Annotated in this window: 18 protein-coding genes, 1 other RNA gene and 1 pseudogene; 11 read left to right on the forward strand and 9 right to left on the reverse strand. The window is 73.0% G+C overall.

The window, feature by feature from the left end:
• Positions 1-191: 191 nt before the first annotated feature.
• A complete protein-coding gene (locus tag AB0O07_RS13020) occupies positions 192-1,463 on the forward strand; it encodes an FAD-dependent monooxygenase (RefSeq protein ID WP_365631265.1) in 1,272 nt (423 codons plus the stop codon).
• Between the two features lie 37 nt (positions 1,464-1,500).
• Here AB0O07_RS13020 and AB0O07_RS13025 read toward each other — a convergent pair whose 3' ends face one another.
• On the reverse strand, positions 1,501-1,713 hold the full coding sequence (locus AB0O07_RS13025; RefSeq protein ID WP_365631267.1) for a hypothetical protein: 213 nt from the start codon (positions 1,711-1,713) through the stop codon (positions 1,501-1,503).
• 180 nt (positions 1,714-1,893) lie between these two features.
• On the opposite strand from AB0O07_RS13025, the gene AB0O07_RS13030 reads away from it, so the two are divergent.
• Together AB0O07_RS13030 and AB0O07_RS13035 are read left to right on the forward strand one after the other, a co-directional pair.
• On the forward strand, positions 1,894-2,688 hold the full coding sequence (locus AB0O07_RS13030) for a HipA family kinase (RefSeq protein ID WP_365631269.1): 795 nt from the start codon (positions 1,894-1,896) through the stop codon (positions 2,686-2,688).
• A complete protein-coding gene (locus tag AB0O07_RS13035) occupies positions 2,685-3,317 on the forward strand; it encodes a TetR/AcrR family transcriptional regulator (protein WP_365631271.1) in 633 nt (210 codons plus the stop codon). The genes AB0O07_RS13030 and AB0O07_RS13035 overlap by 4 nt, the downstream gene beginning before the upstream one ends.
• A 158-nt stretch (positions 3,318-3,475) precedes the next feature.
• On the opposite strand, the gene rnpB is transcribed toward AB0O07_RS13035, so the two are convergent.
• Positions 3,476-3,909: RNase P RNA component class A (gene rnpB / locus AB0O07_RS13040), an RNA gene on the reverse strand.
• A gap of 89 nt (positions 3,910-3,998) precedes the next feature.
• Between rnpB and AB0O07_RS13045 the strand changes: the two genes are divergently transcribed.
• The 4 genes from AB0O07_RS13045 (at position 3,999) to eda (ending at position 7,337) form a co-directional block, all read left to right on the forward strand.
• Entirely contained in the window at positions 3,999-4,871 is an 873-nt protein-coding gene (locus tag AB0O07_RS13045) for a MerR family transcriptional regulator (protein ID WP_365631273.1), read from the forward strand.
• Positions 4,868-5,599 carry a hypothetical protein gene (locus AB0O07_RS13050; RefSeq protein WP_365631275.1) on the forward strand — a complete coding sequence of 244 codons (732 nt, stop codon included), beginning with the start codon at positions 4,868-4,870 and terminating at the stop codon, positions 5,597-5,599. Before AB0O07_RS13045 ends, AB0O07_RS13050 begins: the two co-directional genes overlap by 4 nt.
• Positions 5,600-5,698: 99 nt before the next feature.
• Positions 5,699-6,541: a peroxide stress protein YaaA gene (yaaA, locus tag AB0O07_RS13055; protein ID WP_365631277.1), complete on the forward strand. Its 843-nt coding sequence runs from the start codon at positions 5,699-5,701 to the stop codon at positions 6,539-6,541.
• 166 nt (positions 6,542-6,707) lie between these two features.
• Positions 6,708-7,337 (forward strand): bifunctional 4-hydroxy-2-oxoglutarate aldolase/2-dehydro-3-deoxy-phosphogluconate aldolase, encoded by a 630-nt coding sequence (gene eda / locus AB0O07_RS13060; protein WP_365631279.1) that lies wholly within the window; start codon positions 6,708-6,710, stop codon positions 7,335-7,337.
• A 19-nt stretch (positions 7,338-7,356) separates the two neighbouring features.
• Here eda and AB0O07_RS13065 read toward each other — a convergent pair whose 3' ends face one another.
• From AB0O07_RS13065 to AB0O07_RS13085, 5 genes and pseudogenes are all read right to left on the reverse strand, one after another.
• The gene (locus AB0O07_RS13065; RefSeq protein WP_365631281.1) at positions 7,357-8,361 is read right to left on the reverse strand and encodes a GNAT family N-acetyltransferase; all 1,005 of its coding nucleotides are present in this window, start codon (positions 8,359-8,361) and stop codon (positions 7,357-7,359) included.
• A 75-nt stretch (positions 8,362-8,436) separates the two neighbouring features.
• A pseudogene (locus tag AB0O07_RS13070) lies at positions 8,437-9,087 on the reverse strand (histidine phosphatase family protein); the annotation flags it as partial.
• A 40-nt stretch (positions 9,088-9,127) separates the two neighbouring features.
• Positions 9,128-9,871, reverse strand: coding sequence for a C4-type zinc ribbon domain-containing protein (locus AB0O07_RS13075; protein ID WP_365631588.1), 744 nt, complete (start codon positions 9,869-9,871; stop codon positions 9,128-9,130).
• Positions 9,868-10,734, reverse strand: a complete 867-nt coding sequence (locus AB0O07_RS13080) for a Nif3-like dinuclear metal center hexameric protein (RefSeq protein WP_365631283.1) — start codon at positions 10,732-10,734, stop codon at positions 9,868-9,870. The genes AB0O07_RS13075 and AB0O07_RS13080 overlap by 4 nt, the downstream gene beginning before the upstream one ends.
• Positions 10,735-10,888: 154 nt before the next feature.
• The gene (locus AB0O07_RS13085; RefSeq protein WP_365631285.1) at positions 10,889-11,923 is read right to left on the reverse strand and encodes an iron-siderophore ABC transporter substrate-binding protein; all 1,035 of its coding nucleotides are present in this window, start codon (positions 11,921-11,923) and stop codon (positions 10,889-10,891) included.
• 287 nt (positions 11,924-12,210) lie between these two features.
• Here AB0O07_RS13085 and AB0O07_RS13090 point away from each other — a divergent pair, with 287 nt between their 5' ends.
• From AB0O07_RS13090 to AB0O07_RS13105, 4 genes are all read left to right on the forward strand, one after another.
• Positions 12,211-13,398: a hypothetical protein gene (locus AB0O07_RS13090; RefSeq protein WP_365631590.1), complete on the forward strand. Its 1,188-nt coding sequence runs from the start codon at positions 12,211-12,213 to the stop codon at positions 13,396-13,398.
• Positions 13,399-13,457: 59 nt separating this feature from the next.
• Complete coding sequence (locus AB0O07_RS13095) at positions 13,458-13,622, forward strand: hypothetical protein (RefSeq protein WP_365631286.1); 165 nt, start codon at positions 13,458-13,460, stop codon at positions 13,620-13,622.
• A 364-nt stretch (positions 13,623-13,986) separates the two neighbouring features.
• Positions 13,987-14,784 carry an ABC transporter ATP-binding protein gene (locus AB0O07_RS13100; RefSeq protein ID WP_365631288.1) on the forward strand — a complete coding sequence of 266 codons (798 nt, stop codon included), beginning with the start codon at positions 13,987-13,989 and terminating at the stop codon, positions 14,782-14,784.
• A 129-nt stretch (positions 14,785-14,913) separates the two neighbouring features.
• Positions 14,914-15,546, forward strand: coding sequence for a response regulator transcription factor (locus tag AB0O07_RS13105; protein WP_365631592.1), 633 nt, complete (start codon positions 14,914-14,916; stop codon positions 15,544-15,546).
• A 1-nt stretch (position 15,547) separates the two neighbouring features.
• Here the strand turns inward: AB0O07_RS13105 and AB0O07_RS13110 are convergent, their stop codons facing one another.
• Both AB0O07_RS13110 and AB0O07_RS13115 read right to left on the reverse strand, forming a co-directional pair.
• Positions 15,548-16,738 (reverse strand): hypothetical protein, encoded by a 1,191-nt coding sequence (locus AB0O07_RS13110; RefSeq protein WP_365631290.1) that lies wholly within the window; start codon positions 16,736-16,738, stop codon positions 15,548-15,550.
• A complete protein-coding gene (locus AB0O07_RS13115; protein ID WP_365631292.1) occupies positions 16,735-17,946 on the reverse strand; it encodes a hypothetical protein in 1,212 nt (403 codons plus the stop codon). Before AB0O07_RS13115 ends, AB0O07_RS13110 begins: the two co-directional genes overlap by 4 nt.
• Between the last annotated feature and the right edge of the window lie 51 nt (positions 17,947-17,997).

Here is a 17,997-nt window from a genome sequence, read left to right on the forward strand (position 1 = left end):
CCGCCCCCCCCTACGACCGGTCCAGGGCACTCCACGCTCTGCGGGGCGCCATGCGGAGATGGCTTCTCCACTTACGTGTTACGGTGGTCGGGTAAGCGGAGAGACCTTCTCCGCTTACCGTCCCTCCTCCGCTGCTCGCACGCTGCCCCTCCTCGCTCGCCGCCCTCCGCTTCCCTCAAGGAGTGAACGTCATGACCAAGCCCCGCGCCCTGATCGTGGGCATGGGCATCGGCGGCCTGGCCACCGCCATGCGCCTGCACGAGGTCGGCTGGGAACCCGTCCTGGTCGAACGTGCCGCCGACCGCCGCGCCGCCGGCTACTTCATCGGCCTGTTCGAGACCGGCCGGGCCACCGCGCGGCGGATGGGCGTCCTGGACGCCATCGGCAACCGGACCGACCTCACCAGCGTGACCTACGACATCGACCGCACCGGCCGCCGACGCCCCGGCCTGGGCTACGGCGACCTGCCCGGCGGCCCGCGCCTCATGCTCCGCGGGGACATCGAGGCCGCCCTCTACGACGAGGCCGCGCCGCGGACCGAGATCCGCTACGGCACCACTCCCGTCGCCGTCGACGAGCACCCCGGGGGCGTGGACGTCACCCTGCGCACCACCACAGGCGCGGACACGTGCGAGAACACCGAAGGCGCCGGAAGAGCGGAGACGGAGGGCACGGAGAGCACGGAAAGCACGGAGAGCACCGAGCGCTTCGATCTCGTCGTCGGCGCCGACGGCCTGCGCTCCACCGTGCGCCGCCTCGCCTTCGGGCCGGACGCGCGGTACCTGCGGCCCTTCCACCACATCATCGGCGCGGCGATCCTCAAGGACGCCGTACCCGGGTTCCGCCCCAACGACGGCCTGGTCCTGGCGGAACCGGGCCGCTCCGTATGGGTCTTCCCCTTCTCCGACCACCAGCCAGGAGTGCTCTTCAGCTACCGCACCGACGACGAGGACGGCCAGTTCACCCGCCCGCCCGCCGAGTCCCTGCGCCGCGCCTTCGGCCCCGAGCCCACCGGCCCCGTACTGGAGAATCTTCTGACCCAGTTCGAGCAGGCCGACGACTGCCTCTTCGACTCCGTCCACCAGGTGGAGATGCCGGCCTGGCACACCGACCGTGTCGTCCTCCTCGGCGACGCCGCCTGGTGCCTCACCCTGTACTCGGGCATGGGCGCCTCGACCGCCCTGGCCGGCGCCGACCTGCTCGGCACCACCCTGCTGCGCAACCCCGGCAACCCCGGCCGGGCCCTGCGCGAATGGGACCAGCGGCTGCGGCCCTTCATCACCACCCAGCAGGAACTGGGGCGCACCGAGGGCCTGACCATGTTCGTCCCGCAGTCCCGCCGGGACCTGCTCGTCCGCGGCCTCACCCAGAAACTCGCCGGCAACCAGGTCGGCAAGCGAGTCATGCACAAGCTGATCGACGGCAAGTTCGCCAGCAAGTCACAGGACATAGCCGCCCCCTGACCGAGCTCTCCAGGGCGAGTCCTCCGTGGCGAGTCCTCTAGGGCGAGCCCTCTGACCGAGTTCTCCAGGGCGAGTTCTCTGCCGTATGGCGGGCGCGCGCCCGCCCCATGGCGGCGTCGAAGTCGCGCTGGGTGTCGTCGCACCAGTGCAGCAGGTCGACGAGGACCTGCTGAAGGGTCTCGCCGGGGCTGCGGCGCCAGCCGTCGCCCGAGAGCGTGTACGTCTCCATCGCCGCGTTGGCGCGCTTCACCGCGGCATCGTGCCCATCCGGGGTCACCGGCATCGTTCCCCTCCCGCGGAAACTCGCGAAGACTCGCGAAAACTATAATGCGCTGTATATTTACAGCGCACTTCACTTTCCGGCAAGGCGGGCAGAAGCGACCGGGGCAGCCGCAGAGCACACGCAGGGCAGGGGCAGGGGCAGGAACGTATGGAGACACTCTCGGACGGGCTGCGCACGGTGACCGCCGTCCGGTACGTGACCCCGCTGCGGAGCGGCGGCTCCGTCCCCGGTGTCGTCGAGGCGGACGACCTGGGGACGTACGTGGTCAAGTTCACCGGCTCCGCGCAGGGGCGCAAGGCGCTCGTCGCCGAGGTCATCGTGGGCGAGCTGGCACGCCATCTCGGGCTGCCCGTACCGGAACTGGTCCTGGTGGACTTCGACCCGGCGGTCGCCGCCGGGGAACCGCACCAGGAGGTGCGGGACCTGCTGCGCGCCAGCGCGGGGGTGAACCTCGGCATGGACTACCTGCCGGGAGCCGCCGACTTCACGCCGGGTGCGCTCGACATCGACCCGATGGAGTCCGCCAGGATCCTCTGGCTGGACGCGTTCACCGCGAATGTGGACCGTACGGTGCACAGCTCGAACCTGATGACATGGCCGCCCGCCGGCCACCAGAAGCCCCGTCTGTGGCTCATCGACCACGGTGCGTCGCTGGTGTTCCACCACCGATGGGAGAGCGCGGCGGACGCGGTCGGCAAGGGCTACGACTTCCGGTCGCACGCGCTCGGCCCGCCCGGTCCCCACCTGGCGGCGGCCGACGCCGAGCTGGCGCACCGGGTGACCCCCGGGCTGCTGCGTCGGCTCGCCGCCGCCGTACCGGACGTATGGCTGGCCGGCGAACCGGGGTTCGGCACCCCGGACGACGTCCGCGACGCCTACGTCGCCCATCTCGCCTCCCGCGCGCGGTACTCCGCCCGGTGGCTTCCCCAGGAGATGTCATGAGTGAAGGGCTGCGGGAACGGAAGAAGCGGCAGACCCGGCGGCGTATCTCCGAGGCGGCACTCGGCCTGTTCGTGGCGCGGGGCTTCGACAGCGTCACCATCGCGGAGGTCGCTGCGGCGGCGGATGTCTCGGTCAACACCCTCTACAACTACTTCGAGGCGAAGGAAGACCTGGTCCTGCCGCCGGACGAGGCGTCACCGCAGCGGCTCGCCGACATCGTGCGCGCCCGGCGGCCGGGCGAGTCCGCCGCGCGGGCGGTGCTCGGCCGGCTGCGGGAGGAAGTGCGCCGCCATGACCGGAAGGTGGGCCTGACCGAGGGCTTCGGCCCCGTATTCGAGATGATGCGGGCCGCCCCCACCCTCACCGCCCGGCTGGAGAACCTCGGCCGGCAGATGACCGACGCCCTCACCACGGTCCTGGCCGAGGAAACCGGAGCCGCGCCCGAGGACCAGACACCACGCGTGGTCGCCGGCCAGATCGGCTGGTTCCACTCCCTGGTCTACAGCGAGATCGGACGGCGCGTCGCGGCGGGCGAGAAACCCGCCACGATCGCCGGGGCCGTCCTGGAACTCCTCGACATCGTCGAGGAGACGCTGGGCGAACGAACACTCGGCTACGCGGCCGGTTAGTCCGTCAGTGAGGTGGTCCGTCAGTGAGGTAGTCCGTCACAGAGGTACTGCGCCACAGAGGTACTGCGCCAGGCGCGTACCGGCAGACGAAGCGCGTACCGGCCATCGATGACCGGCGGTCGATGACCGGCGGTCGATGACCGGTGGTCGATGACCGGCAGACGAGTCGGGCTGTACGCCGGATTTTGTTCGCCCGGCGCCTCGCGGCGGCCGGGGAGACGGCCATCCATCTAGGGCCGACGTTGCCGCCGGCCTCGTGCGGTCTACCCGCGGACTCGGGCGGGCAGCCCTCGAACGTCCGCGCAGGCCCGCCGTTCCTCGCGGAACGGGGAGCCCTCTTGACCTTGCTCCGGGTGGGGTTTACCGAGCCGTCCGGGTCACCCCGGACGCTGGTGGTCTCTTACACCACCGTTTCACCCTTACCGGGCCCGCCCTCTCCGAGGAGAGCACAGCCCCGGCGGTCTGTTTTCTGTGGCACTGTCCCGCGGGTCGCCCCGGGTGGGCGTTACCCACCACCCTGCCGTGTGGAGTCCGGACGTTCCTCGGCAGGAGCTGAAGAATCAGATCCTGACGCGGCCGTCCGCCCGGCTCGTCTGCCGTACTGGCCATCGTACCCGTCCGTACCCCCGGCCGTACCCGTCGGCTTGACCCTGCCGCGACGTCAGGGTTTGTACTGAGCCCATGCGCATCGCAGAGATCGCCTCCCTCGCCGGGGTCACCACCCGTGCCGTACGCCACTACCACCATGTCGGTCTGCTGCCCGAGCCCGCGCGGCGCCCCAACGGCTACCGCGACTACGCGGTACGGGACGCCGTCCTCCTGGCCCGGATCCGCCGGCTCACCGCGCTGGGGCTCTCGCTGGACGAGGTACGCGACGTACTCGCCGATGACGCGGGGCACGAACTCGCCGAGGTGCTGAGCGAACTCGACGCCGACCTGGCCCGCCAGGAGGCGGAGATCCGGGCCCGGCGGCGCCGTCTCGCCGAGCTGATGGCGGAGCCGCCGACCGCCGAGGGCCCCCTCTCCCCCGCGCTCGCGCGCTTCCTGCGCTCGCTCCCCGACCTCGACTCCCCGGCCGCCGCCGCGGACCGCGCCCTGCTCACCCTCCTCGACCCGCAGGGGAGGGTGACGGGGACGAAGGCGGAGGCGGAGGCCGAGGGAGAGGCAGAGGCCGGGGGAGCGGCCGAGGGAGAGGCGTACGGGCCCGAGGGGCTGTACGACGCGCTGCGCTCCCTCACCGCCGCCCCGGAGCTGCACCGCGCCTACCAGCGGCTCGACGCGCTGGACGGCGCCCCCGCCGACGACCCCCGGATCGGCCCGCTCGTGGCCGACCTGAACACCCTGGTCACCGACGAGATCATCGCCGCGATCCCAGACGACGACGGCCCGCCCCACGACGGAACCGGGCTCGGGGAAGCCCTCCTGGCCGAGTACAGCCCGGCCCAGGCGGAGGTCGTACGGCACCTCATAGCGTCGATAGCGGCCCGCACCCGGTCCCACAGCCGTACACAGAACCAGAACCAGAGCCGGCAGCGGCAGGAGGAGGCGTCATGAAGCGGGCGGCCGAGATCGTACGGCGCCTGATCGCCCTCGAATTCCGGAGCCTGGCCGGCATCGCGCGCTGGGCAGCGCGGCGCCCGCACAGGGTCGGTCCGGGCGCCCACGCGGCCCCGTACACCGGACCGCAGACGGCGATGCTCTACGGGCTGCTCTTCGTCGCCGTCGTGGAGACCGTGGCACTGGCGGCGCTGATCCCCTGGCCCGTCGTGCACCTGATCGCCCTGGTGCTGGACGTCTACACGGTGCTGATGGTGCTGGGGCTGCACGCGGGCTGCGTCACCCGCCCCCATGTGGCGGGCCCGGACGGCTCGTTGAGGATCCGCTACGGCGTCCTCTTCGACCTGCGCATACCGGCCGGCCTCATCGCCGCCGTACGGGTCGACCGGCGCTACCCGGACGGCGGGCTCCTCCAGTACGACGCGGGGAACGGCGAGTACGACGCGGGGAGCGGCGAGCACGACGCGGGGAACGGCGAGGCGGACGGTGGCACGCTGGACCTCGTCGTAGGAAGTCAGACGTCCGTACGGGTGGAACTGGCGACGCCCGTCCCCTTCGTACGGCCGCTCGGCGCGACAGGCCGGGCGCGGGTGATCCGTTTCCACGCCGACCACCCGGAGGAACTGGTGAAGGTGCTCCGGAGCCGGAAGGCGACGGAAAAGGTGCGGGAAGGAGCGCGGAAGGAGCCAGGAGAAGAAGGCACCGCCCCCGTTCACCTACGCTGACGCGGGGATGCCACCTGGCCGCCCACAAAAGTCAACCCCTGTCCAAAATCCCTGTCCCAATCCCTGTCCAACTCCACGTGCCTTCCAAGGAGACCCGCCGTGCTCGTCCTGCTGCCCCCGTCCGAAGGCAAGGCCGCCTCGGGGCGCGGCGCTCCGCTGAAGCCGGAGTCGCTGTCGCTCCCCGCGCTGGCCGGGGCGCGCGCCGCCGTACTGGACGAGCTGGTCGAGCTCTGTGCCGCCGACGAGGAGAAGGCGCGCACGGTGCTCGGCCTGAGCGAGGGGCTGCGCGGCGAGGTCGCCAAGAACGCGGAGCTGCGCACGGCGGGCACCCGCCCGGCGGGGGAGATCTACACCGGCGTGCTGTACGACGCGCTGGGCCTGGCCACCCTGGATCCGGCCGCGCGTCGGCGGGCCGGCACGTCCCTGCTGGTCTTCTCGGGGCTCTGGGGCGCGGTACGGATCGGGGACCGCATCCCCTCGTACCGCTGCTCGATGGGGGTACGGCTGCCGGGGCTCGGCGCGCTGGGCGCGTACTGGCGCACCCCGATGGAGGCGGCGCTGCCGGAGGCCGCCGAGGAGGCCGCGTCCGGGGGCTCCGGGGCTTCCGGGGGCGGCGGTCTGGTGCTGGATCTGCGCTCGGCGGCGTACGCGACGGCCTGGAGGCCGAAGGGCGAACTGGCCGGGCGCACGGCGACGGTACGGGTCCTGCACGCCCAGACCGACCCGGTGACCGGGGCGGAGAAGCGGTCGGTGGTCAGCCACTTCAACAAGGCGACGAAGGGCCGGCTCGTACGGGACCTGCTGGCCTCCGGCGCCCGGCCCCGGGACCCGGAGCGCCTGGTGGAGACGGTGCGGGAGCTGGGGTACGTGGTGGAGGCGACGGCTCCGGCACGGGCGGGGCGGCCCTGGGCCCTGGACGTGGTCGTCCGCGAGATCCACTGACCCTGACCGCCCTGTTCCTTTTCCTCGCCGCCTTCCCCTCCCCGCCTTTCCCTCGCGGCCTTTCCCTCTCCGCTCTTTCCCTCTCCACCGTCCTCCCCCACCGACACTCGTTGCATGCTGCGCAACGGGCATTGCGTACGGTGAGAGCGCGCGGCAGGATGACCCCATGACCTCCGTGCTCGATCTCGCCCCCGTGATCCCCGTCGTCGTCCTGCACGACGCCGCCGACGCCGTCCCGCTCGCCCGCGCCCTGGTGGCGGGCGGGCTGCCCGCGATCGAGGTGACCCTGCGGACGTCCGCCGCGCCGGACGCCATCCGCGCCATCGCCGCCGAGGTGCCGGACGCGGTGGTCGGCGCCGGTACGGTCGTCACCCCCGAGGCGGTGACCGGGTCGGTCGCTGCGGGCGCGCGCTTCCTGGTGAGCCCGGGGTGGACGGAGACGCTGCTGGGGGCGATGCGGGACTCGGGCATACCGTTCCTGCCCGGGGTGTCCACGACCTCCGAGGTCGTGGCGCTGCTGGAGCGCGGTGTGACGGAGATGAAGTTCTTCCCGGCGGAGGCCGCGGGCGGGCGGCCCTATCTGAAGTCGCTGGCGGGGCCGCTCCCGCAGGCCAGGTTCTGCCCCACGGGCGGCATCACGCCCGCATCGGCCCCGGAGTATCTGGCCCTGCCCAACGTCCGCTGCGTGGGCGGTACCTGGCTGCTCCCTGCGGACGCGCTGGCGGCGAAGGACTGGGGCCGTGTCGAGGCACTGGCCCGCGAGGCGGCGGCACTGGGCGGCGCGGCCCGGGACTGACCGGGGCCGCGCCCCGGGGTCACGTCCCGCCGTCGAGTTCGAGCGTGGCGTACCCCTCGATCGGGCGGTACCCGAGGCGCTGGTAGAGCGCGGTGGAGGTCGGGTTCGCGTTGTCGGCGAAGAGCAGCACCTCGCGCGCGCCCGCCCGGCGGGCCGCCTCGCTGATCGCTGCGGTCACCCCGGCCGCGTATCCGCGCCCCCGGTGGGCGGGCGGGGTGTAGACGGGGGCGATCCGGATCTGGTCCGCGAGGAGCGGGGAACGGCCGGCCAGCGAGACGGGCACGCCGTCCTTCTCCCAGAGCAGCAGCAGCCCCTGCCCGATACGGGCGCGGGCCGGGCCCGACTGGTCCGCGCCGGCCGGCTCCCCGATCTCGTCGGCGAAGGCGGTCAGCCACGCGGCCACCAGCGGAACGTCCTCGGCCCTGGCGGGACGCGCCCGCCCCTCGGGCGCGGGGGACTGCGGGGTCAGCTCTCCCAGCCGGAAGAGCCGGATGTGGTGAGTGAGCCGGTACGGTGACGGCCCGGCAGCCCGGTCACCGGCCGACGGCCCCGTCCCGTCCGCCCATGCCGCGCCGAAGGCCCCGATGTCGGCCGCCCGGCCCCGTACCTCCGTCAGCGCGGCCCCGCGCTGCCCCAGCTCCCCGGCCCGCAGGGCGTGGGCCAGGGCGACGGCGGCGCGGGCCGGCATCGTCCCGAGGTACGGCGGATACGGCGGCGTCTGGAGAAACGCCCCGCTCACCGGCGCGCCCGGGGTGTCCGGGTCCGGGGTGTCCGGGTCCAGGGTGTCCGGGCCGTCCTCCCGCCACCAGCCGAACCGGGCTGGCCCATCTCCGGCGCCGGGCGGGTCGGCATCCGCAGCACCGCCGTCACCATCGCCAACACCGTCGCCGCCGTCACCGCCGTCACCGCCGCGCAGCGACTCGCTGACCGTCAGTAGGACGGTGTTGCGCGCGGCGTCCGCCGCCAAATACGGGTCCGCTACACGGCGGAACTCCTCGACGTCTTCGGTCCATTGCCAGCTCATACGGCATCGTCCTCCGCGCTCCCCGCCCGGAGCCAGCGAATAACGGGCCGGCGGACGGAGCGGCCGGGGCCCGGCTCAGCGCAGGTGCGAGGTGTCGTTGAAGAGCCGTACCGACGCGTTGCCGTCCGCGTAGTACGCCACCTCGGAGACCGAGGCCGCCGACAGCTCCATCCGGAACAGCGACTCCTGCGGGGCGCCGAGGGCCAGCCGTATCAGCTCCTTGACGGGGGTGACATGGGTGACCACCAGGACCGTACGGCCCCGGTACCGGTCGAGCAGGGCGTCGCGGGCGGCGGCGACCCGGCGGCCCACGGTGGCGAAGCTCTCGCCGCCGCCGGTCGGTTCGGCCTCCGCCGAGGCGAGCCAGGCGGCCAGGTCGTCCGGATGGCGCTCCTGGACCTCGGCGAAGGTCAGCCCTTCCCACGCGCCGAAGTGGGTCTCGCGCAGGCCCTCTTCGATCACCACGTCGAGGCCGAGCCGGCCGGAGACGGCGCCCGCCGTCTCGCGGCAGCGGCGCAGCGGGGAGGAGACGATGTCCTGGACCGTGCCGCGCCCCGCCAGCTCCGCGGCGATCGCATCCGCCTGGCGGCGGCCCATCTCCGACAGTTCGGGGTCCGTGCCGCCGCTGCCCGAGAAGCGCTTCTCGGGGGTGAGGGCGGTCTCGCCGTGCCGCAGCAGGACGAAGGTGGCGGGGGCGCCGAGGTCGGCGGAGGCGCCCCAGCCGACGGACGAGGAGGACTCGGAGGAGAGCGTCGCCATCAGCGCGTCACAGCCCCGAGTCGGCGGTGCGGACGAGGATGCGGCGGCAGTTCTCGCACCGGAGCACCGCGTCGGCGGGCGCCGCCTTGACCTCGTTGACCTCGGTAATGTTCAGCTCCAGTTGGCAGCCCTCGCAGCGGCGCCGGAAGAGCCGGGCCGCGCCGACGCCGCCCTGCTGGACGCGGAGCTTCTCGTACAGCTTGAGCAGGTCGGCGGGGACGGAGGCGGCGACGATGCCCCGCTCCTTGGTGACGGTGGCGGCCTCGGTGTCGAACTCGGCGAGGGCGGCGTCGCGGCGCGCCGCGGCGTCGTCGGCCTTGGCCTGGACGGCGGAGACCCGCTCGGTCAGCTCGGCCACCCGCTCCTGCGCGGACTCGCGGCGCTCCATGACCTCCAGGACGACGTCCTCCAGGTCGCCCTGGCGCTTGGCGAGGGAGACGATCTCGCGCTGGAGGTTCTCCAGGTCCTTCGGGGAGGTGACGGCCCCGGAGTCCAGGCGCTGCTGGTCCCGTACGGCGCGCTGGCGCACCTGGTCGACGTCCTGCTCCGCCTTGGTCTGCTCGCGGGCGGTGTCGCTCTCCTCGGTCTCCGCGGCGACCAGCAGGTCACGGAGTTGGGCGAGGTCCTTGGTCAGCGATTCGATCTCGGCGTGCTCGGGCAGGGCCTTGCGCTTGTGGTCGAGCTGCGACAGGCGCGCGTCGAGGCCCTGGACGTCGAGGAGTCGGATCTGGTCTGCGGGTGCGGCGTTCAGTTGGGGGCTCCTGAGGAGTGGTGGGCTGACCAGGGGTCGGTGACCGTTTTCGAGACGTGGACCCGCAGGTCCCAGCCGTGGCGGTCGGAAATCTCGTCGAGCTGGGCGGCGGCCTGCTCGCACCAGGGCCATTCGGTGGCCCAGTGCGCGGCGTCGACCAGGCCGAGCGCGCTGTGCTGGGTGGCCTCGGAGACCGGGTGGTGGCGCAGGTCGGCGGTGACGAAGGCGTCCACGCCCGCGGCTCTGACCTGGTCGAAGAGGCTGTCGCCGGAGCCGCCGCTGACCGCGACCGTACGGACGAGGGCGTCCGGGTCGCCGGCGACGCGGATGCCCTGGGCGGTGGCGGGCAGCCGGTGGGCGACGCGGGCGGCGAAGTCGCGGAGGGCGGCGGGGCGGTCCAGCGCGCAGATCCGGCCGAGGCCGCGCCGGCCCGCGGGGTCGGTGGGGTCCGGGACGAGGGGCCGCAGGACCCGCAGGTCGAGCGCGCCGGCGAGGGCGTCGGAGACGCCGGGGTCGGCGGTGTCGGCGTTGGTGTGCGCGACGTGCAGGGCGATGTCGTGCTTGATGAGGGTGTGCACGACACGGCCCTTGAAGGTGCCGGCGGCGACCGTCGTCGTACCGCGCAGATAGAGCGGGTGGTGGGTGACGATCAGGTCGGCGCCGAGCCGCAGGGCCTCGTCGGCGATGCCCTGGACGGGGTCGACGGCGAACAGGACCCGGCGTACGGGGGCGTCGGGGTCGCCGCAGACCGTGCCGACGGCGTCCCACTGCTCGGCGCGCTCGGGCGGCCAGAGGGCGTCGAGCGCGGCGACGACATCGGCGAGCCGGGGCGCGGCGGGCGGTTGGGCGGGGAGTTCGGACACGCAGCAAAGGCTACCTGCCCGGACCTCCCCGCCGACCATGCCTGTGGACAACTCCGCGCCCGCCCGGGCCCGGGGCCTGGGGCCTGGGGCCGGGTCTTGGGCTGGGCCTGGGGGCCAGACCCGGGAGGCGGGACCGGGGCCGGTGGGGCCGTGGCTACTTGACGAGGTAGCCGCGCAGATCGTCGAGGACCAGATCGGCCGCTGTCACGCCGAGCCCGAGGTACCAGGTCTCGTCCGGCACGTCCTCGGCGTGACCGTCCTTGACGGCCGTGAGGTTCTTCCACAGCGGGTTGGAGCGGGCGGTGTCGCGCTGGGTCTTCTTGGGGTCGCCGTAGACCCCGGTGAAGATCCAGTCGGCGTCGGCGTCGTCGATCTTCTCCGGGCTGATCTCGACGGCGAGATCCTCGACCTGCTGGTTCTTCGGGCGCGGCAGCCCGACGTCGTCGAGGATGGTGCCGATGAAGGAGGCCTTCGCGTAGAGGCGGAGCCGGTCCGGCATGTAGCGGACCATGGAGACGGTCGGCTTGTCGGGGCCGATCGCCGTCCCGAGGTCCTTCGCCTTCTTGTCGTACGCGGCCAGCGCCGCCTTCGCCCGGTCGGTACGGTCCAGGGCCTGGGCGTTGAGGAGGTAGTTCTCCTTCCAGGTGAAGCCGGGCCGGATGGAGAAGACGGTGGGGGCGATCGCGGAGAGCGCCTTGTACTTGTCGGCGGCGCGGAGCTGGCTGCCCAGGATGAGGTCCGGCTTGAGCGCGGCCACGGCCTCCAGGTTCAGGTTGTTGATGGTGCCCACGTTCTTCGGCTCTCCGGCGCCCTTCTTCAGGTAGCCGGGAAGCGAGGCGTCGCCTTCTGTGGGCGCGTAGCCGACGGGGGCGACACCGAGCGAGACGACGTTGTCCAGCTCGCCGACATCGAGCACGACGACGCGTTCGGGACGCTTGGCGAGCACCGTGGTGCCCATGGCGTGGGTGATCGTGCGCGGGAACTCACCCGCCTTGGCGTCGGTCCCGTACCCGGCGGTCTTCCTCGCCGCGTCCGCGAAGTCCTTGCCGCCGGTGGCCACGGCCGCCTTCTTGCCCGCGCCGTCTCCCGAGGAGTCGCTGTCGGAGGAGTCGCCACCGCCGCAGGCCGCGAGGGAGAGCGCGGCGGCGAAGGCGACGACGACGGCCGTGGCACGGCGTCTTATGGGCATCTTCAGGCTCCTGACGGGGTCGGACGAGTTAGGCGCGCCTTACCTTAGGCTTCCCCTCTCCCGGCCAGCACACCCGCCCCCGCGCTATCAGGCGAATCGCGTGACGGCCACCCTTATGTGTGAAGTGCGAGGTCTCGTGTTGTTCGGCAGGAAGTGCGAAAACTAGCTTCTTGGCCGGAGGTGACGGATCGATGACTGCCTGTGCTGTCGAGACGGTGGAGTACCCGGGCCTGACGGGGCCAGCGCCCGCGGTGCCCCCGCTGACGGACCCCATGGCGACGGACCCCATGGGGGCGGAACCCGTGACAACCGACCCCATGCCGACGGCGTTGACCTTGACGGCGGACGGGGCGTACGGCGCGCGGCTGGTCCTCAAGGAGGGCACGCGGAACGCGTGGTTCCCCGAGCGGTGGACCCTGGACGGCCCGGAGCCGTACGCCGTGCCACTCCCCCTGGACCAGCCGGAGGAGCCGGACACCCAGGTGCTGCCCCTGGCCGACGGCCGGGTCCTGGTGTGCCGCCGGGTCGCGGAGCGGCACGATCTCTCGCTGCTCTACCCGACGGGCCCGGGGACAGGGCAGCTCCTCGTCGGGGTGGTGGAGTCGCCGGGGCTGACCCTCCTCCCGCCCGCGCCGGAGGGACGGTGCGCGTACGCCCTGGCGGTGGGCGCCGGCGTCACCACGGTCTGGCGGGTGGCGGGCGGCCCCTTCGGCCCGGAGCGGGTCGCCGAGGTTCCGGGGGTGTGCACGGGCGGGGTGTGGCTCGACGGTACGGGGCGGATGCTGGCGCTCGACCGGGAGCGGGACGGCGTGGTCAAGGCCGTCGCGGTGGATCTGGCGCGGGGCGGCGAGGTGACACCGCTGCTCCAGATCACGGAGGAGAGCGACGACCGGCTGCTGCTGGCGGACCCGGACAGCGGTCTGCTCCTGATCCGCTCCGACGCGCCGGGCCACGACCGGCTGGGCTGGGGGGTGCTGGGCAGCAGCCGCCCCGTACGGTTCCCGGAGTGCCTGCGCCCCGCCGACCGCACGGTGACGCCGTTCGCCGTCCAGCCGGGCCAGGTGCTGATGCCGGAGAGCTGCGCGGTCGCCCTGCGGATCGAGGGCGCGGCGGGAACCCGGGTGGGTATGTGGCACCCGGCGGGCCGCCGCCTCCACGAGCGCCCCGCGCCGCCCGGCTGGTTGGCGGGCACCGGGGCGTGGACGAGGGAGGGCGTGCTGCGGCTGCCGTGCGCGACGAGGGCGGTGCCCTGCGGGCTGACGGAGTTCGCGGCCCCGGCGCCGGTCTCGGCTCCGGTTCCGGCTCCGGTTCCGACCTCGGCTCCGGCGAGCGCCCCGAATCAGGACAAGGTCATGAAATCAACACAAGTGGAATGCGGAGAAGGGGAACCATACGGCGCTCCACGGACTCCTGTGATGTGCAGGCCCGTGCCGTTGCAACAGGCTCCTCTCTCCGGCCGCGCGGCTCCTGGATAGAGTTCTTCCGGGCCCTGTGCCACAAGAACCAGAACGACCACAACGGGGTGACTTCCCACATGGCTGAGACCCGAAGCGACACGCAGCAGCAGGGGACGGGGACCGCAGGCGGCGACAGCGACGGCGCCGGCAAGCACCGCGGGGGTGCGGCGTCGGCCGAGAGTTCCGCCGCTCCCGCCCACGGCCGCCACCGCCGCCCGGCGGAGGACAAGAGCGCGGCCTGACGGGCCCGCCCGGGGCTCGGCGCCCGGGCGGGCCCGGGCCGACCACCGGATACGCGCGCGACGCGTGCGCGTGCGAGAGGCCGCCACGGATTTCCGTGGCGGCCTCTCGCGCGCAGGCGGGAAACGGGGCCGGGGGGCGGGGCGAGGTCGCCCGACAGGGGCCGGGGCGGGTCCGGGACATTTGTACCGCCCGAGTCCGTACATGCGCATCTGCCCACGATCGACGGCACTCCGTAACGTTTTGGGCATGACGCAGACGACACAGCAGACCAAACCCGTCCTTCCCCCTCTCCCTTCTTCCCCTTCCTCCCCTTCCTCCTCTTCTCTTTCTTCCTCCCCTTCCCCTCCTTCCTCCCTCACGGCGGTGAGTTTCCGTGGCGTGACCAAGACCTTCGGCGCGGTACGGGCCGTGGCCGGGGCCGACCTCTCCGTCGCGCGCGGTGAGACGGTCGCGCTGCTCGGGCGGAGCGGGGCGGGCAAGTCGACCATGATCGGGCTGCTCCTCGGGGTGGAGCGGCCGGACATGGGCACGGTGCGGCTCTTCGGCGGGGCGCCCGGGCGCGCGGTGGCCGAGGGGCGGGTGGGCGTCATGCTCCAGGAGGGCGGGCCGATCCGCCGGGCGACCGTGCGCGAGGTGCTCACGATCGCGCTCGCGGGCGGCCCCGAGCTGCTGGTGCTGGACGAGCCCGCCGCAGCACTCGAAAGGGAGGCGCGCAGCTCCTTCTGGTCGTCCCTGCGCGGGTATGCGGGGCGGGGGAACGCCGTGTTGTTCTCCACCCGCTCGCTGGAGGAGGCGGACCGGTACGCGGACCGGATCGTGGTCATCGATCACGGCAGGATCGTCGCCGACGGCACGAGCGAGCGGATCAAGGAGGCGGTCGGCGGGCACGCCGTCTCCTTCGACCTGTCGGACGGACTGGACGAGCCGACCATCGCCCGGCTGCCCGGGGTGGTCTCGATGTCGGTACGGGGGCGCCGGGTGCGGCTCCGCAGCGACGACTCGGACGCCACCGTCATCGCGCTCGCCGCGCGCGGTGCGGTCCACCGGCTCGAAGTGCGCCCGGCGACGCTGGAAGACGCGTTCCTCGCCCTGACCACCGACCCCCTGCCCGGCAGGATCCGCCCCCTGGGCCCGCTGGACGACCCGCCCGGACGGGGGTGAGTCCGGTGGGTCCCCGGGGTGGCGGAACGGTCCACGGGGTCCGGCCTGTCGGGGCGGCGGTTTTCCACAGGGCGGCGGGGGTTCGGGCGCGGTGGGCCGGGGCCGACCTAATCTGTGGTTGTGACGGAGATGCCCCAGAATCAGCGGCCGGCCAAGTGTGTGCGTGTCCTTCTCGCCGAGGACCAGGGCATGGTGCGCGGCGCCCTCGCCCTGCTGCTCGGTATGGAACCGGACATGGAGGTGGTCGCCCAGGTGGGCCGGGGCGACGCCATCGTCGGGACGGCACTCACCTCCCGTCCCGATGTCGCGCTGCTGGACATCGAACTCCCCGGGCTCAGCGGCCTGGACGCCGCCGCCGCGCTCCGCGCCGAGGTGCCGGAGTGCCGGGTGCTGATCCTCACCACCTTCGGGCGCCCCGGATATCTGCGCCGTGCGATGGACGCGGGCGCGGCGGGCTTCCTCGTCAAGGACGGGCCCGTGGAGGAGCTGGCCGCCGCGATCCGCGCGGTGCTGACCGGCGAGACGGTCGTGGACCCGGCCCTGGCCACCGCCGCGCTGAGCGCGGGGCCGAGCCCGCTCACCGCGCGGGAGCGGGAGGTGCTCAACGCGTCCGTGGACGGCGCGACCGTCGCCGACATGGCGCAGGGGCTGCACCTGTCCGAGTCGACGGTACGGAACTACCTGTCGGCGGCCATCGGCAAGACCGGCACCCGTAACCGCATGGAGGCGGTACGGGCGGCCCGCCGCCAGGGCTGGCTCTGAGTCACGCGGGCGGCAGGGTCACCTTTTCGGGGCCGCAGCCGATGCGTTCGGCCTCCGTCGCCACATAGCCCGCGATGAGGTCACGGGGCAGGGGATGGTCACCGGCGGACAGGGCGTCGTACCGGTCCACCAGGAAGACCACGGGCCCGGTCTGGCAGTCGGCCGTGTAGAGGGCTCGGGTCTCGTTGAGGCTTCCGCTGCCCTTGGTGCCCCGGAGGCGGAGGCCGCCGTAGAACCTTTCCCTGCTGAAGATCTCGCCCAGCGCCGGATCCTCGATGGTGATCAGGCGCGCCCCCGTCTGCGAGCCGCTGCCCAGTTCGCATACCCGGGCCGGCCCGCCGGAGCCGGTGGAGCCGCTGTCCAGGTAGGTGTCCGTCAGACTCTCGCGGTACGCGGCGGGCAGGGTGAACCCCTTGTTGCCGCAGAGGGCGTCGCTCCGCGTCCTCTCGGATGTGATGAGGGGCGGCAGCTTGGCGGGCCTGCGGTAGGTACCGGAGCAGTCCAGCTCGCGCAGCACGCCGTTGGTGGCTTCCACCAGCACATCGGCGAGCGCGGACCTGTCCGCCTCCTCGTAATCGCCCCCGCTGACGTGCCGGAGGCCCGTGGAGACGTCGACGACGAAGGGGGCCGAGTAGCGGCCCGGGCGCCCGGTGCAGCTCTGCGGCAGGGCCAGCCAGGCCCGGGACGCGGACGCCATGCCGGGCAGTCCGTCGCCCAGCGGGACCATGCCCGAGCCGAGGAACTCCCGGGGCCACTGCCGCCCGTCGTCGCCCCGCATGCCGTCCAGGATGTGCGCCCGTATCGTCAGCCTGCGGCGGCTCTCCTCCCCCTTGAAGCTGGTGACACGGCACTGCCCGTACGACGGTGTGTCGCTCCTCGGGTCGGGGCGCACTTCCTCCTCCTCGGCCTCGACCGTGCGGTCGTCGCCGAAGAAGGCCCGTACGGTCGTGTCGCTGAGCGAGTCCCAGCAGGGCTGGGGGCCGAGGAGCGGCAGGGTGTCCGTCCGCCAGGCGACCGTGCCGGCGCCGAGCAGCCCGCCCACGAGTGCGGCGACCACGGCGGTCCGGAACGTACGGTTCCGGAGCAGCCTGCGCAGCGCGTTCCCGTTCACGTCCCCGCTCTCGTTCCCGCTCTCGTTCCCGTTCTTGGTGTCGTTCTCGTTCTTGCTCTGGTTCGTGTTCTCGTTCGTCATCGGTTGTCATTCCCCGTGTCGCAGCCGATGCGCCGGCTCACCGAGCGCGTGAAGTTCTCGAACACCTGCTGGTCGTCGGGGACCCCGCGCCCCTGACCTCCCGGGTCGACATGCCCGTAGAACGCCGTACGCCGCCCGTCGCACATGGCGTGGACGAGGCCGTGGGCGGCGCCCTCGGGGAGTCCGTCGAAGATGGCGGCCAGCCGGGGTTCGCCCGCCATCACGTACTGCGCGGCCGGTTCGTCGGGCACCCCGAGGGTGCTCCAGACCATGGAGCAGGTCTGGAGCCGGTCCCCGACCGTGCCCACCTGCTGCCGGAAGCGGTATTCCTCGCCCAGGTCGAAGGTGACCCCGGGGATCCGGCAGAGCGGCCGGGCGGCGCTCTGCTCCTTCTCCGCGACGGTGATCAGGGGCGAGGTCATGCTCAGCGGTGCGGAAGGGGCGCATCCGGCCTGCCGCATGGTGGCGTCGGCGACGTCCAGGAGCATCTGGGCGACCTCGGTCCTGGTGCCCATCGCGAACGGCGGGAACACCTTGCCGAGATGGCCGTCGCCCCGGCTCTCGGTGCGGAGGGTGACCACCGAGGGGCGGTCGGCGGTGTCGCACTTCTCGGGCAGGACGAGCATCGCCCGGTCCGTGCCGACCAGCCCGGTGAGCCCGTCCGGGAGCGGGGAGACGGAGCCGTGGAAGTTCCGGGCGATCCAGGCGCGCCGTTTCTCCGCGCTCTCCGGGACGGGGCCGTAGTCGACGGTGACCCGCTCCTTGAAGCGCAGGGGTTCGTCCGCGTCGTCGTCCGGGACCGTGGAGTTCACCGTGACCGTGCAGGTGGCGTCGGGCCGGTCGGCCGAGGGCGGCGCGGACTCGGTCGCCTTCCGTTCCGAGCCGCTCGTGCCGAGCGCCTTCTCGCCGAGGAAGTACGCGCCGCTGTTCTGCTGCCACGCGCCCCAGCAGTACGTGTCCCGGAAGGGCCAGGTGTCGGTGGCCCAGAGCCCGATGCCCGAGACGAGCACCGCCCCGGCCACCGCCCCCGCCACCCACCGGGCACGGCTCCTCACCCGCCGCCCGGTCACACCCCCGCCGACGCCGACGCCCCCGCCGGAGTCCCCGCCGACGCCCTCCGTACCCGCACCCGGCCCCGCACTCGTATCCGTATCCGTATCCGTACGGCTTTCGCCGCCGCTCTCAACACCGTTACCGCCATCGCTCATGGCGTTCCCCCCAGCCGTTACCGAGATCACAGCAAACCCGTCGATGGTACG

The sequence above is a fragment of the Streptomyces sp. NPDC093085 genome (assembly GCF_040683935.1).
GTDB lineage: Bacteria > Actinomycetota > Actinomycetes > Streptomycetales > Streptomycetaceae > Streptomyces.

Coding starts and splice junctions, on each gene's coding strand:
- AB0O07_RS13085 (WP_365631285.1), bottom strand. CDS start 11,923: ATGCCCATAAGACGCCGTGCCACGGCCGTCGTCGTCGCCTTCGCCGCC.
- AB0O07_RS13110 (WP_365631290.1), bottom strand. CDS start 16,738: ATGACGAACGAGAACACGAACCAGAGCAAGAACGAGAACGACACCAAG.
- eda (WP_365631279.1), top strand. CDS start 6,708: ATGACCTCCGTGCTCGATCTCGCCCCCGTGATCCCCGTCGTCGTCCTG.
- AB0O07_RS13095 (WP_365631286.1), top strand. CDS start 13,458: ATGGCTGAGACCCGAAGCGACACGCAGCAGCAGGGGACGGGGACCGCA.
- AB0O07_RS13045 (WP_365631273.1), top strand. CDS start 3,999: ATGCGCATCGCAGAGATCGCCTCCCTCGCCGGGGTCACCACCCGTGCC.
- AB0O07_RS13020 (WP_365631265.1), top strand. CDS start 192: ATGACCAAGCCCCGCGCCCTGATCGTGGGCATGGGCATCGGCGGCCTG.
- AB0O07_RS13035 (WP_365631271.1), top strand. CDS start 2,685: ATGAGTGAAGGGCTGCGGGAACGGAAGAAGCGGCAGACCCGGCGGCGT.
- AB0O07_RS13090 (WP_365631590.1), top strand. CDS start 12,211: ATGGGGGCGGAACCCGTGACAACCGACCCCATGCCGACGGCGTTGACC.
- AB0O07_RS13030 (WP_365631269.1), top strand. CDS start 1,894: ATGGAGACACTCTCGGACGGGCTGCGCACGGTGACCGCCGTCCGGTAC.
- AB0O07_RS13050 (WP_365631275.1), top strand. CDS start 4,868: ATGAAGCGGGCGGCCGAGATCGTACGGCGCCTGATCGCCCTCGAATTC.
- AB0O07_RS13105 (WP_365631592.1), top strand. CDS start 14,914: ATGCCCCAGAATCAGCGGCCGGCCAAGTGTGTGCGTGTCCTTCTCGCC.
- AB0O07_RS13115 (WP_365631292.1), bottom strand. CDS start 17,946: ATGAGCGATGGCGGTAACGGTGTTGAGAGCGGCGGCGAAAGCCGTACG.
- AB0O07_RS13065 (WP_365631281.1), bottom strand. CDS start 8,361: ATGAGCTGGCAATGGACCGAAGACGTCGAGGAGTTCCGCCGTGTAGCG.